This window comes from Pseudoalteromonas sp. GABNS16E (assembly GCF_028598715.1).
Taxonomy (GTDB): Bacteria; Pseudomonadota; Gammaproteobacteria; order Enterobacterales; family Alteromonadaceae; genus Pseudoalteromonas; species Pseudoalteromonas atlantica.
On sequence record NZ_JAQREZ010000028.1, the window covers coordinates 43,134 to 58,956 of the forward strand.

Sequence of the window (15,823 nt, forward strand, 5' to 3'; positions counted from 1 at the left end):
AGGTAAACTGTGTTACAGCAACAATTAACAACATTGTTAGCGCAAACTGATATTGCGCTAACTGAAAAACAACAACAGCAATTAGTTAAATACGTTGAGTTACTAAACAAATGGAACAAAGCGTATAATTTAACATCTGTACGCTTACCAGAAGAAATGATGATTAAGCACATTATGGATAGCTTAGTTGTTGCACCTCATTTACCCGGTCATCATTATATTGATGTAGGCACAGGTCCTGGCTTACCAGGTATTGTATTAGCTATTGCACTACCTGATACCCAATTTGTATTGCTTGATAGCTTAGGCAAACGTGTTCGCTTTTTAATGCAAGTTAAACACGAGCTCGGGCTAAATAATGTCACCCCTGTGCAGTCAAGAGTTGAAGAATATCAACCAAGTGTTAAATTAGATGGCGTACTAAGTCGTGCGTTTGCTTCACTGCAAGATATGGTTGATTGGTGTTCACACTTAATTGATCACTCAGGCAAATTTATAGCGCTTAAAGGTGTGTTTCCTAGTGAAGAGCTAGAGTCACTTCCTGAGGGGGTAAAATTTGAAGATAAAATCTCGCTAGTAGTGCCTGAACTTGATGCACAACGACATTTAATTATTCTTTCTAAAGACTAGGGATCAGAGACATAGTGGCAAAAGTCATCGCATTAGCAAATCAAAAAGGCGGCGTTGGTAAAACAACAACGGCTGTTAATCTCGCTGCATCTATGGCTGCAACGAAGCGTAAAGTGCTGTTAATAGATCTCGACCCCCAAGGCAACGCTACGATGGGTAGCGGTGTAGACAAATATGGCGATGTTGCCACCATTTACGATTTACTCATTGAAGAAAAACCTATGGATGAGGTGATAATCACCGAAACCTCGGGTGAGTATCATATGATAGCGGCCAACGGCGATGTAACCGCAGCCGAAGTAAAATTAATGGAATTGTTTGCACGCGAAGTACGCCTTCGTAATGCGCTTGAAAAAATACAAGATAAATACGAATTTATTTTTATCGACTGCCCGCCTTCACTAAATATGTTAACAGTAAACGCCATGGCTGCTGCTGATTCTATTTTAGTACCAATGCAATGTGAATATTATGCGCTTGAAGGGTTAACCGCATTAATGGACACTATTACGCAACTTGCAAAGTTAGTTAACCCTAACTTACAAATTGAAGGCATTCTTCGTACTATGTACGATCCGCGCAATCGATTAGCAAATGATGTATCAGAACAATTAAAACAACATTTTGGCGATAAAGTATACCGCACCGTGATCCCACGTAATGTGCGTCTTGCCGAGGCACCTAGTTTTGGTGCACCAGCAATGTACTACGACCGCGCATCAAGTGGCGCAAAAGCCTACTTAGCACTTGCGGGCGAAATGCTACGCAGAAAAGAAAAAACAGCGCCGGTAGTCGCCTAACTTTAAGGTAAAAAAATAACATGTCTGCTAAAAAACGAGGTTTAGGCCGAGGACTCGATGCCCTTTTAAGTTCATCAAAACCAGCGCCGAGCTCAAGCAAGGAACAAGACACAGTAAATGTGACTGAAGCTGTACAAACTGCAGCACAGCCCGTTGCGAATGAATTGCAAAAGCTGCCTATTGAGTTTTTACACTCAGGAAAATACCAGCCTCGTAAAGATATGTCTGAAGAAGCGCTTGAGGAGTTAGCAAGCTCTATCCGCTCTCAAGGCATTATTCAGCCAATTGTGGTGCGCCCAGTTGCAGAAAATAGCTTTGAAATAATAGCCGGTGAGCGCCGTTGGCGTGCTGCACAAATAGCAAAGCTTGAAAGCGTACCTTGTATTGTAAAAGATGTGCCAGATGAAGCCGCCGTTGCTATTGCGCTGATAGAAAATATTCAGCGTGAAGATTTAAACGCAATGGAAGAAGCTATCGCTTTAAACAGATTATTGAATGAATTTGAATTAACGCACCAGCAAGTTGCCGATGCGGTGGGTAAATCGCGCACTACCGTGACCAATTTACTACGATTAAACAATTTAAATAGTGATGTTAAAATTCTGTTAGAGCATGGCGACATAGAAATGGGCCACGCACGCTGTTTATTAGCCCTTGAAGGTGAAGCACAATCTGACGCTGCAAGATTAGCCGTTGCTAAAGCGCTAACTGTTCGCGAAACCGAAAAGTTAGTACGCTCAATTTTAGAGCCGGTTGCTGCTAAAGAAGCACCTGAAAAAGACCCAGATGTTAAGCGTTTAGAGCAAAAATTAGCCGACAACTTAGGGGCTAAAGTAGAAATAAATTATAACGCGAAAGGCAAAGGTAAGTTGGTTATTTCTTACACCAATTTAGATGAGCTTGATGGCATTTTAAATCGTATAAATCACAGCAATACCGACCATTAAAATTTTACATGTCCGATAAGAGACATTTGTAGCTATTTTGTGTTACAAAGCGTCTACTCAAGTTGCAAAACTGGTAGGATTAAGTATAATTTCGCCAGTTTTCACACCCTAACAATTAGAACGTCATAAAGGTTAACTAAACGTGACTAATAAGTTAGCAAGACCTTATAGGCTTGCCGCATTTAAATTAATTTGTCTTCAGGGTATCGTAGCACTTGTAGCTGCAGTAATTATTTTTGTTGGTTGGGGAGTAAACGCCAGCGTATCAGCACTTGCCGGTAGCAGCGTAGCAATACTTCCCCACCTAGTATTTGCGCTTTATGCATTCAGATATATGGGTGCAAGCAAAGCAAATCAAGCGTATACCTCGTTAAAACGCGGTAACGGATTAAAATTTATGCTAACAATCGTATTGTTTGCACTGATACTCAAGTCAACCACGGTCGTTTTAGTGCCGTTTTTTTGTGTTTACGTATTTGTGCTCTTTACTGGATTGTTTGCACCCGTTTTTTTTAAACATTAACTTTTGGGATATAACATGGCTGCAGAAGAAGTTACTATATCAAGCCATATCCAGCATCACTTAACAAACGCTAAGATGTGTATGACCGACTCAGGTCTTGCCTTCAACAAAGCGTGTGCAGACAGTGGTTTCTGGACATGGAATATAGATACCCTCGCATGGTCAATCGGACTTGGTCTATTATTTTTATGGACCTTCCGAAGCGCCGCAAAGAAAGCTCACACCGGAGTACCGGGTAAATTTCAATGTTTTATTGAAATGATTGTTGAGTTCGTTGGTGACAACGTACGTGACACTTACCACGGTAAAAGCAAATTAATTGCTCCATTAGCCTTAACAATTTTTGTTTGGGTGTTCTTAATGAACTTAATGGATTTAATCCCAGTTGATTTCTTACCTGCACTTGCTGGTTTTGTTGGTGAACAAGCCTTTGGCATGGACTCACACGACGTTTACATGAAAATTGTACCTACCACAGACATAAACTTAACTGCTGCATTAGCATTGGGCGTGTTTATTCTGATGATTGGTTACTCTATTAAAATTAAAGGGGTTGGTGGCTTCATTAAAGAGCTTACACTTCACCCGTTTAGCTCTAATAGCAAAGTGGCTATGATTTTCTTAATTCCTTGTAATTTATTACTAGAAACAATCGCTCTAGTGTCTAAGCCTTTCTCGTTAGCACTGCGTTTATTCGGTAACTTATACGCTGGTGAATTGATATTCATACTTATCGGCGCAGTTGGTTTAATGCAACTTCCGTTGCACTTTGTTTGGGCTGTATTCCATATCTTAGTAATCGTGTTACAAGCATTCGTATTTATGATGCTAACCATTGTTTACCTAAGCATGGCAAGTTCTGACAATCACTAATTTATACACTTTTTATATTTAACTTTAACAATTGAAACTTTGGAGAAAAAAATGGAACTAATGATCGGTCTTAAGTACATCGCAGTTGCTTTACTTATCGGCTTCGGTGCAATCGGTACTGCTATCGGCTTCGGTAACATGGGTGGTAAATTCCTAGAAGCATGTGCGCGTCAGCCTGAACTTGCACCTTCATTACAAGTTAAGATGTTCATCCTAGCTGGTCTAATCGATGCGGTAGCAATGATCGGTGTTGGTATCGCAATGGTAATCCTGTTCGTACTTTAATTTTATTTTTTGAACAGCTTACTATTTTAAGGAGGAGCGGTCGTGAACATAACAGCCACTCTTATCGGTGAATTAATTGCGTTTACGGTGTTTGTACTATTTTGTATGAAATATGTATGGCCACCACTTAATGATGCAATTGAGTCTCGCCAGAAGAAAATTGAAGATGGTTTAGCTGCCTCTGATAGAGCCGAAAAAGACTTAGAACTTGCGCAACAAAAAGCTGCAGAACAGCTTAAAGATGCAAAAGCTCAAGCGGCTGATATCATTGAACAAGCTAAAAAGCGTGCCGTGCTTATTGTTGACGAAGAAACTGTTCGTGGACAAGAAGAGCGTGAAAAAATTATTGCTCAAGGGCACTCTGAAATTGAATCAGAGCGTAACCGTGTAACAGAAGAGCTACGTAAGCAAGTAGCAACTCTGGCAGTGGTTGGCGCTGAAAGAATTTTAGAGCGTGAAATCAATCAAGCCGCACATAGTGACATCGTTGAAAAACTTGTCGCTGAGCTGTAATTAGGAGGGTATGAGCATGTCTGAATTGACTACTATCGCTCGCCCATACGCTAAAGCGGCTTTTGAACTTGCCGTTGAAAAAGGCACGATTGAAAGCTGGAATGACATGTTGTTTTTTGCAGGCGAAGTTGCCAGCAATGAACAAGCATCAGCCATTCTAGCTGGATTGCCTACTGCTACTGCACAAGCTGAGTTATTTATTAACTTATGTGCTGAGCAGCTCAACGAACAAGGTCAGAACCTAGTTAAGGTGATGGCTGAAAATGGACGTTTGATTGCACTGCCTGAGGTTGCTCAGTTATTCGCTGCGTTTAAAGCAGAGTATGACAAAGAAATCGACGTAGATGTGATTTCGGCAACCCCTCTTGCTGCAGCGCAGCAAGAGTCATTGGTAGCGACACTTGAAAAACGTTTCGCACGCAAAGTTAAGCTGAATTGTAGTGAAGACGCTGCAGTTGTTGGCGGCCTTATTATTAAGGCGGGTGACACTGTAATCGACGGCTCAGTACGCGGTAAATTAAACCGCTTAGCCACAACACTACAATCGTAATTGGGAAAAAGAGCATGCAACTTAATTCCACTGAAATTTCAGATCTGATCAAACAACGTATTGAGCAGTTCGAAGTTGTAAGTGAAGCTCGTAACGAAGGTACTATCGTATCTGTTACTGACGGTATCATCCGCATCCACGGTCTAGCTGACTGTATGCAAGGTGAGATGATTGAGCTTCCAGGCAACCGTTATGCTATCGCACTAAACCTTGAGCGTGACTCAATTGGTGCAGTAGTTATGGGTCCTTACGCTGACCTTACTGAAGGCGTAAAAGTATACACAACTGGTCGTATCTTAGAAGTTCCTGTTGGTGCTGGCTTACTTGGTCGTGTTGTAAACACACTAGGTGCTCCTATCGACGGTAAAGGCGCTTTAGATAACGACGGTTTTGAACCTGTAGAAAAAATTGCACCAGGTGTAATCGAGCGTCAATCTGTAGATGAGCCAGTTCAAACTGGTTACAAATCTATTGATGCGATGATTCCAGTTGGTCGTGGTCAGCGTGAGCTTGTTATCGGTGACCGCCAAACAGGTAAAACTGCACTAGCAATCGATGCAATCATCAACCAAAAGAACACAGGCGTTAAGTGTGTGTACGTAGCGGTTGGCCAAAAAGCATCTACTATTGCTAACGTAGTACGTAAATTAGAAGAGCACGGTGCACTTGCAAATACTATCGTAGTTGTAGCATCTGCTTCTGAGTCTGCGGCACTTCAGTACTTAGCACCGTTCTCGGGCTGTACTATGGGTGAATACTTCCGTGACCGTGGTGAAAACGCATTAATCGTATATGATGATTTATCTAAGCAAGCTGTTGCTTACCGTCAAATCTCATTACTACTTAAGCGTCCACCAGGTCGTGAAGCATACCCAGGTGACGTATTCTACCTTCACTCGCGTCTTTTAGAGCGTGCATCGCGTGTAAACGCTGATTACGTTGAAAAGTTCACTAACGGTGAAGTGAAAGGACAAACTGGTTCATTGACGGCATTGCCAATCATTGAAACTCAAGGCGGCGACGTTTCTGCGTTCGTACCGACAAACGTTATCTCTATCACCGATGGTCAGATCTTCTTAGAAACTGACTTATTCAACTCAGGTATCCGTCCGGCAGTAAATGCTGGTATCTCGGTATCGCGTGTTGGTGGTGCTGCACAAACTAAAATCGTTAAGAAACTAGGTGGCGGTATCCGTCTAGCCCTAGCTCAGTACCGTGAATTAGCTGCGTTCTCGCAGTTCGCGTCTGACCTTGATGATGCAACTCGTGCTCAACTTGAGCATGGTGAGCGTGTAACAGAGCTAATGAAGCAGAAACAGTACGCACCAATGTCTGTTGCTGAAATGTCTTTGTCGTTATTTGCAGCTGAGAAAGGTTATCTTAAAGATATCGAAATCTCTAAAATTATGGATTTCGAAGCAGCTTTACTTTCTTATGCAAGTAGCACATACGCAGAGCTTGTGGCTCAAATCAATGAAACTGGTAACTACAACGCCGAGATCGAAGCGCAGCTTAAAGAACTTCTTGAGAAGTTCAAGTCTACGCAAACTTGGTAATTTAGTTATTAATGGTGCGCTTTAGTTTACTAAAGCACACCTTGATTCGGAGAGAGAGTCATGGCCAGCGGAAAAGAGATTAAAAGCAAGATCGGGAGTATTAAAAATACTCAAAAGATCACTAGCGCAATGGAAATGGTTGCTGCGTCTAAAATGAAAAAGGCGCAAGAACGAGTGGCTTCAAGCCGTCCATACGCTGACAAATTACGCAAAGTAATTGGTCGTGTTGCTCAAGCAAATCTTGATTTTACTCACCCGTTCTTAGAAGAACGTGAAGTAAAACGAGTTGGTTATATTGTTATCTCTACAGACCGTGGTCTATGTGGCGGCTTAAACTCAAATGAGTTTAAAAAAGTTGCATTAGACATTAAAGCGTGGAAAGAAAAAGGTGTGGACGCTGAGTTTGCAACTTTAGGTAGCAAAGCTGCTAGCTTCTTTCAACGTTTTGGCGGTCAAGTGCTTGCTAAAAAAGCAGGCCTTGGAGATAAGCCTTCAGTACAAGACGTAATTGGTCCTGTAAAAATTATGCTAGATGCATTCTCAGAAGGTAAAATTGACCGTTTATTCCTGGTATATAACAACTTCGTTAATACCATGAAGCAAGAACCAACAATTGACCAGTTACTCCCTTTGCCAAAAGCTGAAGAAGAAGTATCTGCCCACACATGGGACTACTTATACGAGCCAGGCCCAGACGCTATATTAGAGTCTTTGCTTGTACGCTTTGTTGAGTCTCAGGTATACCAAGGTGTGGTTGAGAACGCTGCCTCTGAACAGGCTGCCCGTATGGTTGCAATGAAAGCTGCAACAGATAATGCCGGCGACCTTATGGATGAGTTACAGCTTGTTTATAACAAGGCCCGCCAAGCGGCAATCACACAAGAAATTAGTGAGATTGTTTCTGGTTCAGCCGCAGTTTAATGCTTCAGGCAAAGATTAACGAGAGGAATAGACATGAGTTTAGGTAAGGTCGTCCAAATTATCGGTGCCGTTGTGGATATTGAGTTTTCTCAAGACAACGTGCCAGCCGTATATGACGCGCTAAAAGTAACAGATGGCGATTTAGCTGGTTTGACTTTAGAAGTTCAACAACAGCTAGGTGGCGGTGTTGTTCGTACTATCGCACTAGGTACTACTGACGGTTTACGTCGTGGCGCAGCGGTAGAAAATACAGGTGAAGCGATTCAAGTTCCAGTTGGTAAAGCAACGCTTGGTCGTATCATGAACGTACTTGGTGAGCCAATCGATGAAGCTGGCCCAATCGGCGAAGAAGACCGTATGTCTATTCACCGTGCAGCGCCTTCATACGAAGAGCAATCAAGTTCAGTAGAACTTTTAGAAACTGGTATCAAGGTAATCGACCTTGTATGTCCATTTGCTAAAGGTGGTAAAGTTGGTTTATTCGGTGGTGCCGGTGTTGGTAAAACCGTAAACATGATGGAACTTATCCGTAACATCGCAATCGAGCACAGCGGCTACTCAGTATTCGCAGGTGTTGGTGAGCGTACTCGTGAGGGTAACGATTTCTACCATGAGATGAACGATTCAAACGTACTTGATAAAGTATCGCTTGTATACGGTCAGATGAACGAGCCTCCTGGTAACCGTTTACGCGTAGCGTTAACTGGTCTTACTATGGCTGAGAAGTTCCGTGACGAAGGTCGCGATGTACTTTTCTTCGTAGATAACATCTACCGTTACACGCTTGCTGGTACAGAAGTATCTGCACTTCTTGGTCGTATGCCATCAGCGGTAGGTTACCAGCCTACACTTGCTGAAGAAATGGGTGTACTTCAAGAGCGTATCGCTTCAACGAAGACAGGTTCAATTACATCAATCCAAGCGGTATACGTACCTGCGGATGATTTAACGGATCCATCTCCAGCAACTACCTTTGCTCACTTAGATGCAACAGTCGTACTTTCACGTGATATCGCATCACTTGGTATCTACCCAGCGGTAGACCCACTTGATTCATCTTCACGTCAACTTGACCCATTAGTAATTGGTCAAGAGCACTACGATACAGCACGTGGCGTTCAAACAGTTCTTCAGCGTTACAAAGAACTTAAAGACATCATTGCTATCCTAGGTATGGACGAGCTTTCTGACGAAGATAAGCAACTTGTATCTCGTGCACGTAAAATCCAGCGTTTCCTATCTCAGCCATTCTTCGTGGCAGAGGTATTTACAGGTGCGCCAGGTAAATACGTTTCACTAAAAGACACAATTGCTGGCTTTAAAGGCATTCTAAGCGGTGAATTTGATGACCTTCCAGAGCAAGCGTTCTACATGGTAGGCTCTATCGAAGAAGCTCAAGAAAAAGCTAAAAGCATGTAATTAGGAGGGTAGTATGGCAGCTATGACTGTACATCTTGACGTAGTAAGCGCAGAGCAGAGCTTGTTCTCTGGTCTAGTTGAATCGATTCAAGTATCTGGTAGTGAAGGTGAGCTTGGTGTTAATGCCGGTCACGCCCCACTACTAACTGCCCTTAAACCTGGTATGGTACGTTTAGTTAAGCAACATGGTGAAGAAGAACTCATCTACATTGCTGGCGGTACACTAGAAGTTCAACCGAACATAGTAACCGTACTTGCTGATACAGCTGTTCGTGGTGAAGACCTAGACGAGCAAGCCGCAGAGCAAGCTAAGCGTGACGCAGAAAGCCAAATGGCTAATGCATCAGCAGCTGAATTTGATTATCAAAAAGCAGCTATGCAACTAGCAGAAGCTATTGCACAACTTCGCGTAATTCAGCAATTACGTAAAAAGTAAGCCTATCCGGTTTTTAAAAGCCCACGTTATGTGGGCTTTTTTGTGCCTGTAATTTGGCTTTACACTTATATCGGTTAGCAAAGCTGGTTACAATAAGTGTAATTATTATGAATAGTTTGTTTATCATAGATTCAGTCATTATTTTTTATAATACGGCTGAGTATGTATACATGGAGTGACATGCGTAATCTAGTTAAGCTACTTTCATTAACTTCTCACTAAAACAACGGAAAAAGGAAATTGTTTTAATGGCTCTAACAACAGTAATTCTTGCTGCGGGTAAAGGTACTCGTATGCGCTCTGCTCTACCTAAAGTTCTGCACAACGTTGCAGGTAAACCAATGGTGCAGCATGTTATAGATAACGCAAAGGCACTTGGTGCAACCACCACTAATTTAGTTTACGGGCATGGCGGCGAACTATTACAACAACAACTTGCCGATAACGACGTAAACTGGGTACTGCAAGCAGAACAACTTGGTACTGGCCACGCAGTAGCACAAGCAAGCCCTCATATTAATGATGACGACACTGTACTTGTTTTATACGGTGATGTACCTCTTACAAAGCAATCAACACTTGAGCGCTTGCTAGCTGCAACCCCTGAAAATGGTTTAGCGGTATTAACAGTTAATTTGGTTAACCCAAATGGCTATGGCCGTATGCTACGAGAAGATGGCAAGCTTGTAGGTATTATTGAGCAAAAAGATGCAAGCGCTGAGCAGCTACTTATCAGCGAAGTAAACACCGGCATTATGGCGGTTAACGGCAAGCTTTTAAAAACATGGTTAGGCAATCTATCTAACAATAATGCGCAGGGTGAATACTACCTTACTGATATCGTTGCTATGGCGCACAGTGAAGGTGTAGAAATCACCTCAGCACAGCCCGATCATGCAATGGAAGTTGAAGGCGCAAACAACCGCGTACAACTTGCAGGCCTAGAGCGTGCTTATCAAGCATGGCAAGCAGAAGAGTTAATGTTAAATGGTGCCACCCTAGCCGACCCTGCTCGTATTGATGTACGTGGCAATGTTAAAACAGGCGAAGACGTATTAATTGATATAAACGTTATTTTTGAAGGTAATGTAACCCTAGGCAATAACGTACAAATTGGCCCTAACTGCGTACTTAAAAACTGTACCATAGGCGATAACGTTGTAATAAAAGCGAATACCCTAATTGAAGATGCAAGCGTAGCGGCTAAATGTACGCTAGGCCCATATGCTCGCCTGCGCCCAGGTGCGGTAATGGAAGAAGACTCGCACATTGGTAATTTTGTAGAGATGAAAAAAACCCGCTTAGGGAAAGGTTCTAAAGCAAACCACTTAAGTTACTTAGGCGATGCTGAAATTGGCGAAAAAGTGAATATAGGCGCAGGTACTATTACCTGTAACTACGATGGAGTTAATAAAGCAAAAACCATTATTGGTGATAACGCCTTTATTGGTTCAAATTCATCACTTGTTGCTCCTGTAAATATTGGTACAACAGCAACTGTAGGTGCAGGCTCTGTGATCACCAGTACCGTTGAAGATGAACAACTTGCAATAGCACGTTCTAAACAGCGTAATTTAACTGGCTGGAAACGCCCGGTTAAAAAATAATTATAAAAGGCTACTTAGGTAGCCTTTTTTATTTCAGTTGAAGTTTAAACTGTTCTTTATAGCGTCTAGATAAGTTAAGCATCTTACCTGTAGTTAGTTTTATTTCACTATCGCCACTAGGTAGCGGTGTAATAGACTCTATTCTATCAAGGTTTACGCCATGGCTGCGATGGACTCTGCAAAAGCCTTTCTCTTCTAGTTGCTTGCTTAGTTCTGTTAGGGTCATTCTTAAAGGGTAAATAGACGTACCAATATACAAGTTTACATAGTTGCCCGATGATTCAAGCCAATCAACATCATCTATTTTTACAATAAACTCTTTACCATGCTTTTTTACAAGCAACCGGTTTAGACTGGGTGTGGCTTGTTGCTCGCTTTCTTCTATAGAAGATGCCTCCCCAATTAATTGCTGAACGACATATTGATATACTTTTATGAGCGCAATAAAAAATATAAAGCTTATAGCATCCTTTTGATATTCGTATATTAATTCAAACCAACTCAAACCAAAATCATAAGAGCGACCCCAAGCTAAATATACAAGCTTGCGACTGCCTACCATAATAGCAATATGTAACATGCTAAATACAATTGAAGCGCCAAAATACATACCCAATGAAGCAGGTATTTTATGCCATTTAAAAGGTGTGTTATTCAAAAACCAAATTAAAGCCGGAAACATAAGCAAAGATCCTAACGCGCTTGAATACTCCCATACAAATGGCTCCCAAATTAAAAATGGTAAATCTCCTGATCTTTTTACCTCCATGATTTGGGTTGTTGCATTTACGGTATTATTAATTAATACGTAAGCACACAGTAATACTGATGCGTATAAGGTTTGAAAACGCTGAAAGTGTTGTAGGTTCATAGTATGTGCTTATATTTATGTGGTGGGTTTATCCCTAAATACCACCGTTTATCACTATTGCCTGTAATATAAGCACTTATGAATAGTTTTTGCGAGTCGTTTAAGTCTTACTAGTAGCAATAGGTATACATTGGTTTTAGCATGAATAAACAATTACACGTAACAAACCGCCATTACTTTCTTGATTGGCTGAGAGTCATTGCGTTTGCTGTACTTATTTTTTATCACAATTGGCATGTTGTACAGCGAAAACTGGGGCTTTCACTTTAAAAGTACTTATATATCTCGCTACGTAGAGTATTTTTTATTGGTGTTTGCTCCTTGGAGAATGCTACTGATTTGGTTTATATCTGGAGTAGCACTTCGCTTTATGCTCGATAAAGTGAGAGGTGTTAAATCAAATGCGTTATTTGTTTTAAATCGCTCTATTTTTATATTACTACCTTTGCTGGTGGGGTTATGGCTAATAGTTCCCTTTCAGTTGTATGCAGAAATGTCGCAAAAGAGCGTAATAGACATAACGTATTGGCAGTTCTACTTAGCGTTTTTAGATATTAATAATGAGATGTTTGCCAATTACCAGTCTGGGGTATGGCCGCACGTAGATGTAAATCATTTATGGTATTTACGCTCTCTTTGGCAGTTCATGCTTATCATTATTTTATTTTCACTATTCATGAAGCTCCCTTTTTTTACGCCTTTACTCAAGTTAGGTAAAGTGAGGCTGCCATTACTGGTAAGCTTATTAGTCATAGCCATGTTGCTTACACATAACTACTTAGAAGGAGATGCTGTAAGGGAGGCTAACGGCTTTATATTTCTATTTATAGGGTTTCTGTTAGCCAAACACAATTATTTTTGGGCGAGCCTAAAACACTATTTTTGGGTGTTATGTGTAAGCTTTACCCTGCTGTGTATATACATATTAATGGCTTACCAAAACGTATTTGATTTACCTAGTTATATTTTTACTACTATATACAATATTCAAAGAGTATTGGGAGTGCTTACCATGCTTGCACTCGCACAGCATTTTTTAAACTTTAAAACTAATTACTTAAAAACATTTAATAGCTGGGTGTTCCCTTTTTATTTATTGCACCAAAGTGTACTCATAATCCTATGTTTTGTTTTGCAGCCTTTAGAGGTAGGTTCTTTTATTGAACCACTCTTGGTTGTTATTGGTACATGGTGTATTTGCGCGGTTATTACATTAATAGTGACACGTATTGATATTTTAAGGCCTTTAATAGGTGTTAAAACTCAAAATAGCTATTCCAAGCCTTATAAATTATTAGGTTATACAGTAAGCCTTATTCTTGTGTGCCCCTTAGCATTTAAACTCGTTTTTTAAGTTAAAAAAGCTTTATTAAAAGTGCCATAGCTTTGTCATACCTGTGTGTTGTTATTTTGTTCAATACCACACTAAGGAAAATAACAATGTTAAAAAGGTCACTTATAGCACTTTCACTCATATCAATATTAACAGGTTGCTCACTAGATGGAGATGACGGCCAAGATGGCACGCAAGGTATCCAAGGGGAGCAAGGCACAGCGGGTCAAAATGGTACTAACGGCACTAATGCAAACTCTGCGTTAAATATAAGTTTAGTAGGCCGCGCTGTACTTAATGCCCAAAGCCCCGAAGGTGCAGCCGAAATAGTTGCTTATCAAGCATCTAAAAAGTGGATATACGCCATTAATAGCTCTGGTGATGAAGCCGTTGTTAATATTATACCCGCCGACACCTTTGATACGGCGGCCCTTGTTCAAGATAACGAAGGGATAGTGAATGCAACTAACCTAACATCAACCATTACCCTTACCTTAAACGACAACACCCCAGGCGATGCAAACAGCATAGCAATAGATGAAAACAACCAAATGCTAGCTGTGGCTATGGCTGCTAAAAATGTGGGCGAAGCGGGTCAAATTGCATTTTACGACATAAGCGGCGATTCACCCGCCTTCATAAAAAATGTACTAGCGGGCTTTTTACCAGACATGGTGACTTTTAACCACGACGGTACAAAAGTAGTTGTAGCCAATGAAGGTGAACCAAATGGCGATTACAGTATCGACCCAGAAGGCTCTGTAAGCATAATTAATATAGTAGAAGGTGTAGTAGCTGATACGGCAACTAATATTGACTTTACTACTTACAATAGTCAGCAAGCTGAACTTGAATCTGATGGATTTGTGTTTGCTAACCCTACTGGGCGCACTATTAACGGAAATGTAATAAATACGACAGTAGCTATGGATTTAGAGCCTGAGTACGTCAGCATTTCTAAAGATAACAACTATGCCTACGTATCAATTCAAGAAAATAACGGTCTCGCTATTATTAACCTAGAAGATAATAGCGTAGAGCTAAAAGCGCTAGGCTTTAAAGACTGGTCAGATTTACAAATAGATGCATCAGATAAAGACGGCGGTGTTAATTTTAAATCGTACCCAGGGCTTTATGGTATGTATCAGCCAGATACAATTTCAAGCTTTAGCTGGAAAGGTGCAAATTTTATAGTATCGGCAAATGAAGGTGATGCACGCGAGTACTTCTTTGATGTAACAGATGAAGCAGACTGCGCAGCAAAGGGCGGTCTAGATTACGATGAAAATGATGGCTGTCTTGCCTATATAGATGAAAGCCGTGTTGAAGATTTAACGCTTGCAGCTAATTTTGACTACTTAAATAACGACGATGACGATATAGGCCGCTTGAAAGTAAGCACTGTAAAAGGTAATACGAATGACGACGGTCAATACGAATCGCTTTATGCCTATGGTGCACGCTCATTTACTATTTGGGACAGTAATGGGCTGGTGGTATTTGACTCAGGCGATGACATAGGTCGTATTACCGCATCGGTTCATGGTGAAGCCTTTAATAACAATGAAGATGAAAACGAAGGTGACACACGCTCAGATGATAAAGGCGCAGAACCCGAAGCGCTAACAATAGGTACGATAGACGAACGCACTTTTGCCTTTATAGGTCTTGAGCGCATGGGCGGGATTATGGTTTACGATATTACCAACCCTTACGATGTGCAATTTGAAGATTACTTTTATAACCGTGGTGTAATAGAAGGGGCAGATATAACCGGCGACCTTGCACCCGAAGGCATGGTGTTTGTACCTGCCGAACAAAGTGCGACAGGCGAGCCACTGCTTATAATCGGTAATGAGATCTCAGGTTCTATAGCTGTATGGCAAATTGCAGCAAATTAAAACCAACAAAGCAGTACAGCGATTACTAAATGTACTGCTTTTTCTAACGCGCAAATATTAGCTGTAAAATAGCGACTTAACATGCGCGTTTTTTAATCTAAAATCAGCCTGTAGGCCTTTATTTGTATGCGTTTCATACTAAATTCATTTATTTGTCAAAAAGCTGAAATAAAACATTGACCCCCGCTCGAATCTCCCTATAATGCGACCCCACTGAGACGGGAAACGCTGAAGCATAGCAAGGCACAACGGCTCAGAGAGTTAAGTAAAACTTCGGTTTTAAATCTTCTAAAAAGAAAGTTTAAAATTAAGTGTTGACTCGAAAAATAAAGGATGTATTATACGCATCCCTAGCGACAACGTCGCAACGTTCTTTAACAATATAAAGCAATCATCTGTGTGGGCACTCGTACAGATTGAGTTCTAACAGCCAAGCTACTTAGGTAGTGAGGCAAACAAATTTAGAGTCTCAATTGAAACTGAGTGACCAACAGTAATAACTTACTTAGGTTTTACTTAAGAAAAGAATTACAGCACAGTCAATTCAATATCGAAAGATATTAAATAAATTCAGAATTCATTGAGCTGTCGAAAGACACAAAACTTTTTAATTGAAGAGTTTGATCATGGCTCAGATTGAACGCTGGCGGCAGGCCTA

Annotated in this window: 16 protein-coding genes; 15 read left to right on the forward strand and 1 reads right to left on the reverse strand. The window is 41.1% G+C overall.

What is annotated here, in order from left to right; all coding sequences use genetic code 11:
- Nucleotides 1–9: 9 nt before the first annotated feature.
- The 13 genes from rsmG to glmU all read left to right on the forward strand — a co-directional run bounded on the left by rsmG (nt 10) and on the right by glmU (nt 11,060).
- The gene (rsmG, locus tag PSI06_RS12430; protein WP_004588066.1) at nt 10–630 is read left to right on the forward strand and encodes a 16S rRNA (guanine(527)-N(7))-methyltransferase RsmG; all 621 of its coding nucleotides are present in this window, start codon (nt 10–12) and stop codon (nt 628–630) included.
- Between the two features lie 14 nt (nt 631–644).
- Nucleotides 645–1,430, forward strand: coding sequence for a ParA family protein (locus PSI06_RS12435; protein ID WP_004588067.1), 786 nt, complete (start codon nt 645–647; stop codon nt 1,428–1,430).
- A gap of 20 nt (nt 1,431–1,450) precedes the next feature.
- Nucleotides 1,451–2,377: a ParB/RepB/Spo0J family partition protein gene (locus tag PSI06_RS12440; protein WP_004588068.1), complete on the forward strand. Its 927-nt coding sequence runs from the start codon at nt 1,451–1,453 to the stop codon at nt 2,375–2,377.
- Nucleotides 2,378–2,519: 142 nt separating this feature from the next.
- Complete coding sequence (locus PSI06_RS12445) at nt 2,520–2,900, forward strand: ATP synthase subunit I (protein WP_024032126.1); 381 nt, start codon at nt 2,520–2,522, stop codon at nt 2,898–2,900.
- Between the two features lie 15 nt (nt 2,901–2,915).
- The gene (gene atpB, locus PSI06_RS12450; protein ID WP_004588070.1) at nt 2,916–3,773 is read left to right on the forward strand and encodes a F0F1 ATP synthase subunit A; all 858 of its coding nucleotides are present in this window, start codon (nt 2,916–2,918) and stop codon (nt 3,771–3,773) included.
- A gap of 51 nt (nt 3,774–3,824) precedes the next feature.
- Entirely contained in the window at nt 3,825–4,058 is a 234-nt protein-coding gene (atpE, locus tag PSI06_RS12455; protein WP_138683981.1) for a F0F1 ATP synthase subunit C, read from the forward strand.
- A gap of 42 nt (nt 4,059–4,100) precedes the next feature.
- Complete coding sequence (gene atpF / locus PSI06_RS12460) at nt 4,101–4,571, forward strand: F0F1 ATP synthase subunit B (protein ID WP_004588072.1); 471 nt, start codon at nt 4,101–4,103, stop codon at nt 4,569–4,571.
- A 16-nt stretch (nt 4,572–4,587) separates the two neighbouring features.
- Complete coding sequence (gene atpH, locus PSI06_RS12465; protein ID WP_004588073.1) at nt 4,588–5,121, forward strand: F0F1 ATP synthase subunit delta; 534 nt, start codon at nt 4,588–4,590, stop codon at nt 5,119–5,121.
- A 14-nt stretch (nt 5,122–5,135) separates the two neighbouring features.
- A complete protein-coding gene (gene atpA, locus PSI06_RS12470) occupies nt 5,136–6,677 on the forward strand; it encodes a F0F1 ATP synthase subunit alpha (protein ID WP_004588074.1) in 1,542 nt (513 codons plus the stop codon).
- A 60-nt stretch (nt 6,678–6,737) separates the two neighbouring features.
- Nucleotides 6,738–7,598 carry a F0F1 ATP synthase subunit gamma gene (gene atpG, locus PSI06_RS12475; protein WP_004588075.1) on the forward strand — a complete coding sequence of 287 codons (861 nt, stop codon included), beginning with the start codon at nt 6,738–6,740 and terminating at the stop codon, nt 7,596–7,598.
- 33 nt (nt 7,599–7,631) lie between these two features.
- Nucleotides 7,632–9,017 carry a F0F1 ATP synthase subunit beta gene (atpD, locus tag PSI06_RS12480; RefSeq protein ID WP_004588076.1) on the forward strand — a complete coding sequence of 462 codons (1,386 nt, stop codon included), beginning with the start codon at nt 7,632–7,634 and terminating at the stop codon, nt 9,015–9,017.
- Nucleotides 9,018–9,030: 13 nt separating this feature from the next.
- On the forward strand, nt 9,031–9,453 hold the full coding sequence (locus PSI06_RS12485; RefSeq protein WP_004588077.1) for a F0F1 ATP synthase subunit epsilon: 423 nt from the start codon (nt 9,031–9,033) through the stop codon (nt 9,451–9,453).
- Between the two features lie 248 nt (nt 9,454–9,701).
- Nucleotides 9,702–11,060 (forward strand): bifunctional UDP-N-acetylglucosamine diphosphorylase/glucosamine-1-phosphate N-acetyltransferase GlmU, encoded by a 1,359-nt coding sequence (glmU, locus tag PSI06_RS12490; RefSeq protein WP_273603845.1) that lies wholly within the window; start codon nt 9,702–9,704, stop codon nt 11,058–11,060.
- Nucleotides 11,061–11,088: 28 nt separating this feature from the next.
- On the opposite strand, the gene PSI06_RS12495 is transcribed toward glmU, so the two are convergent.
- Nucleotides 11,089–11,931 (reverse strand): LytR/AlgR family response regulator transcription factor, encoded by an 843-nt coding sequence (locus PSI06_RS12495; RefSeq protein ID WP_273603844.1) that lies wholly within the window; start codon nt 11,929–11,931, stop codon nt 11,089–11,091.
- A 205-nt stretch (nt 11,932–12,136) separates the two neighbouring features.
- On the opposite strand from PSI06_RS12495, the gene PSI06_RS12500 reads away from it, so the two are divergent.
- Nucleotides 12,137–13,285 carry an acyltransferase family protein gene (locus tag PSI06_RS12500; RefSeq protein ID WP_273603843.1) on the forward strand — a complete coding sequence of 383 codons (1,149 nt, stop codon included), beginning with the start codon at nt 12,137–12,139 and terminating at the stop codon, nt 13,283–13,285.
- A gap of 86 nt (nt 13,286–13,371) precedes the next feature.
- A complete protein-coding gene (locus PSI06_RS12505; RefSeq protein ID WP_273603842.1) occupies nt 13,372–15,165 on the forward strand; it encodes a choice-of-anchor I family protein in 1,794 nt (597 codons plus the stop codon).
- Nucleotides 15,166–15,823: the final 658 nt, after the last annotated feature.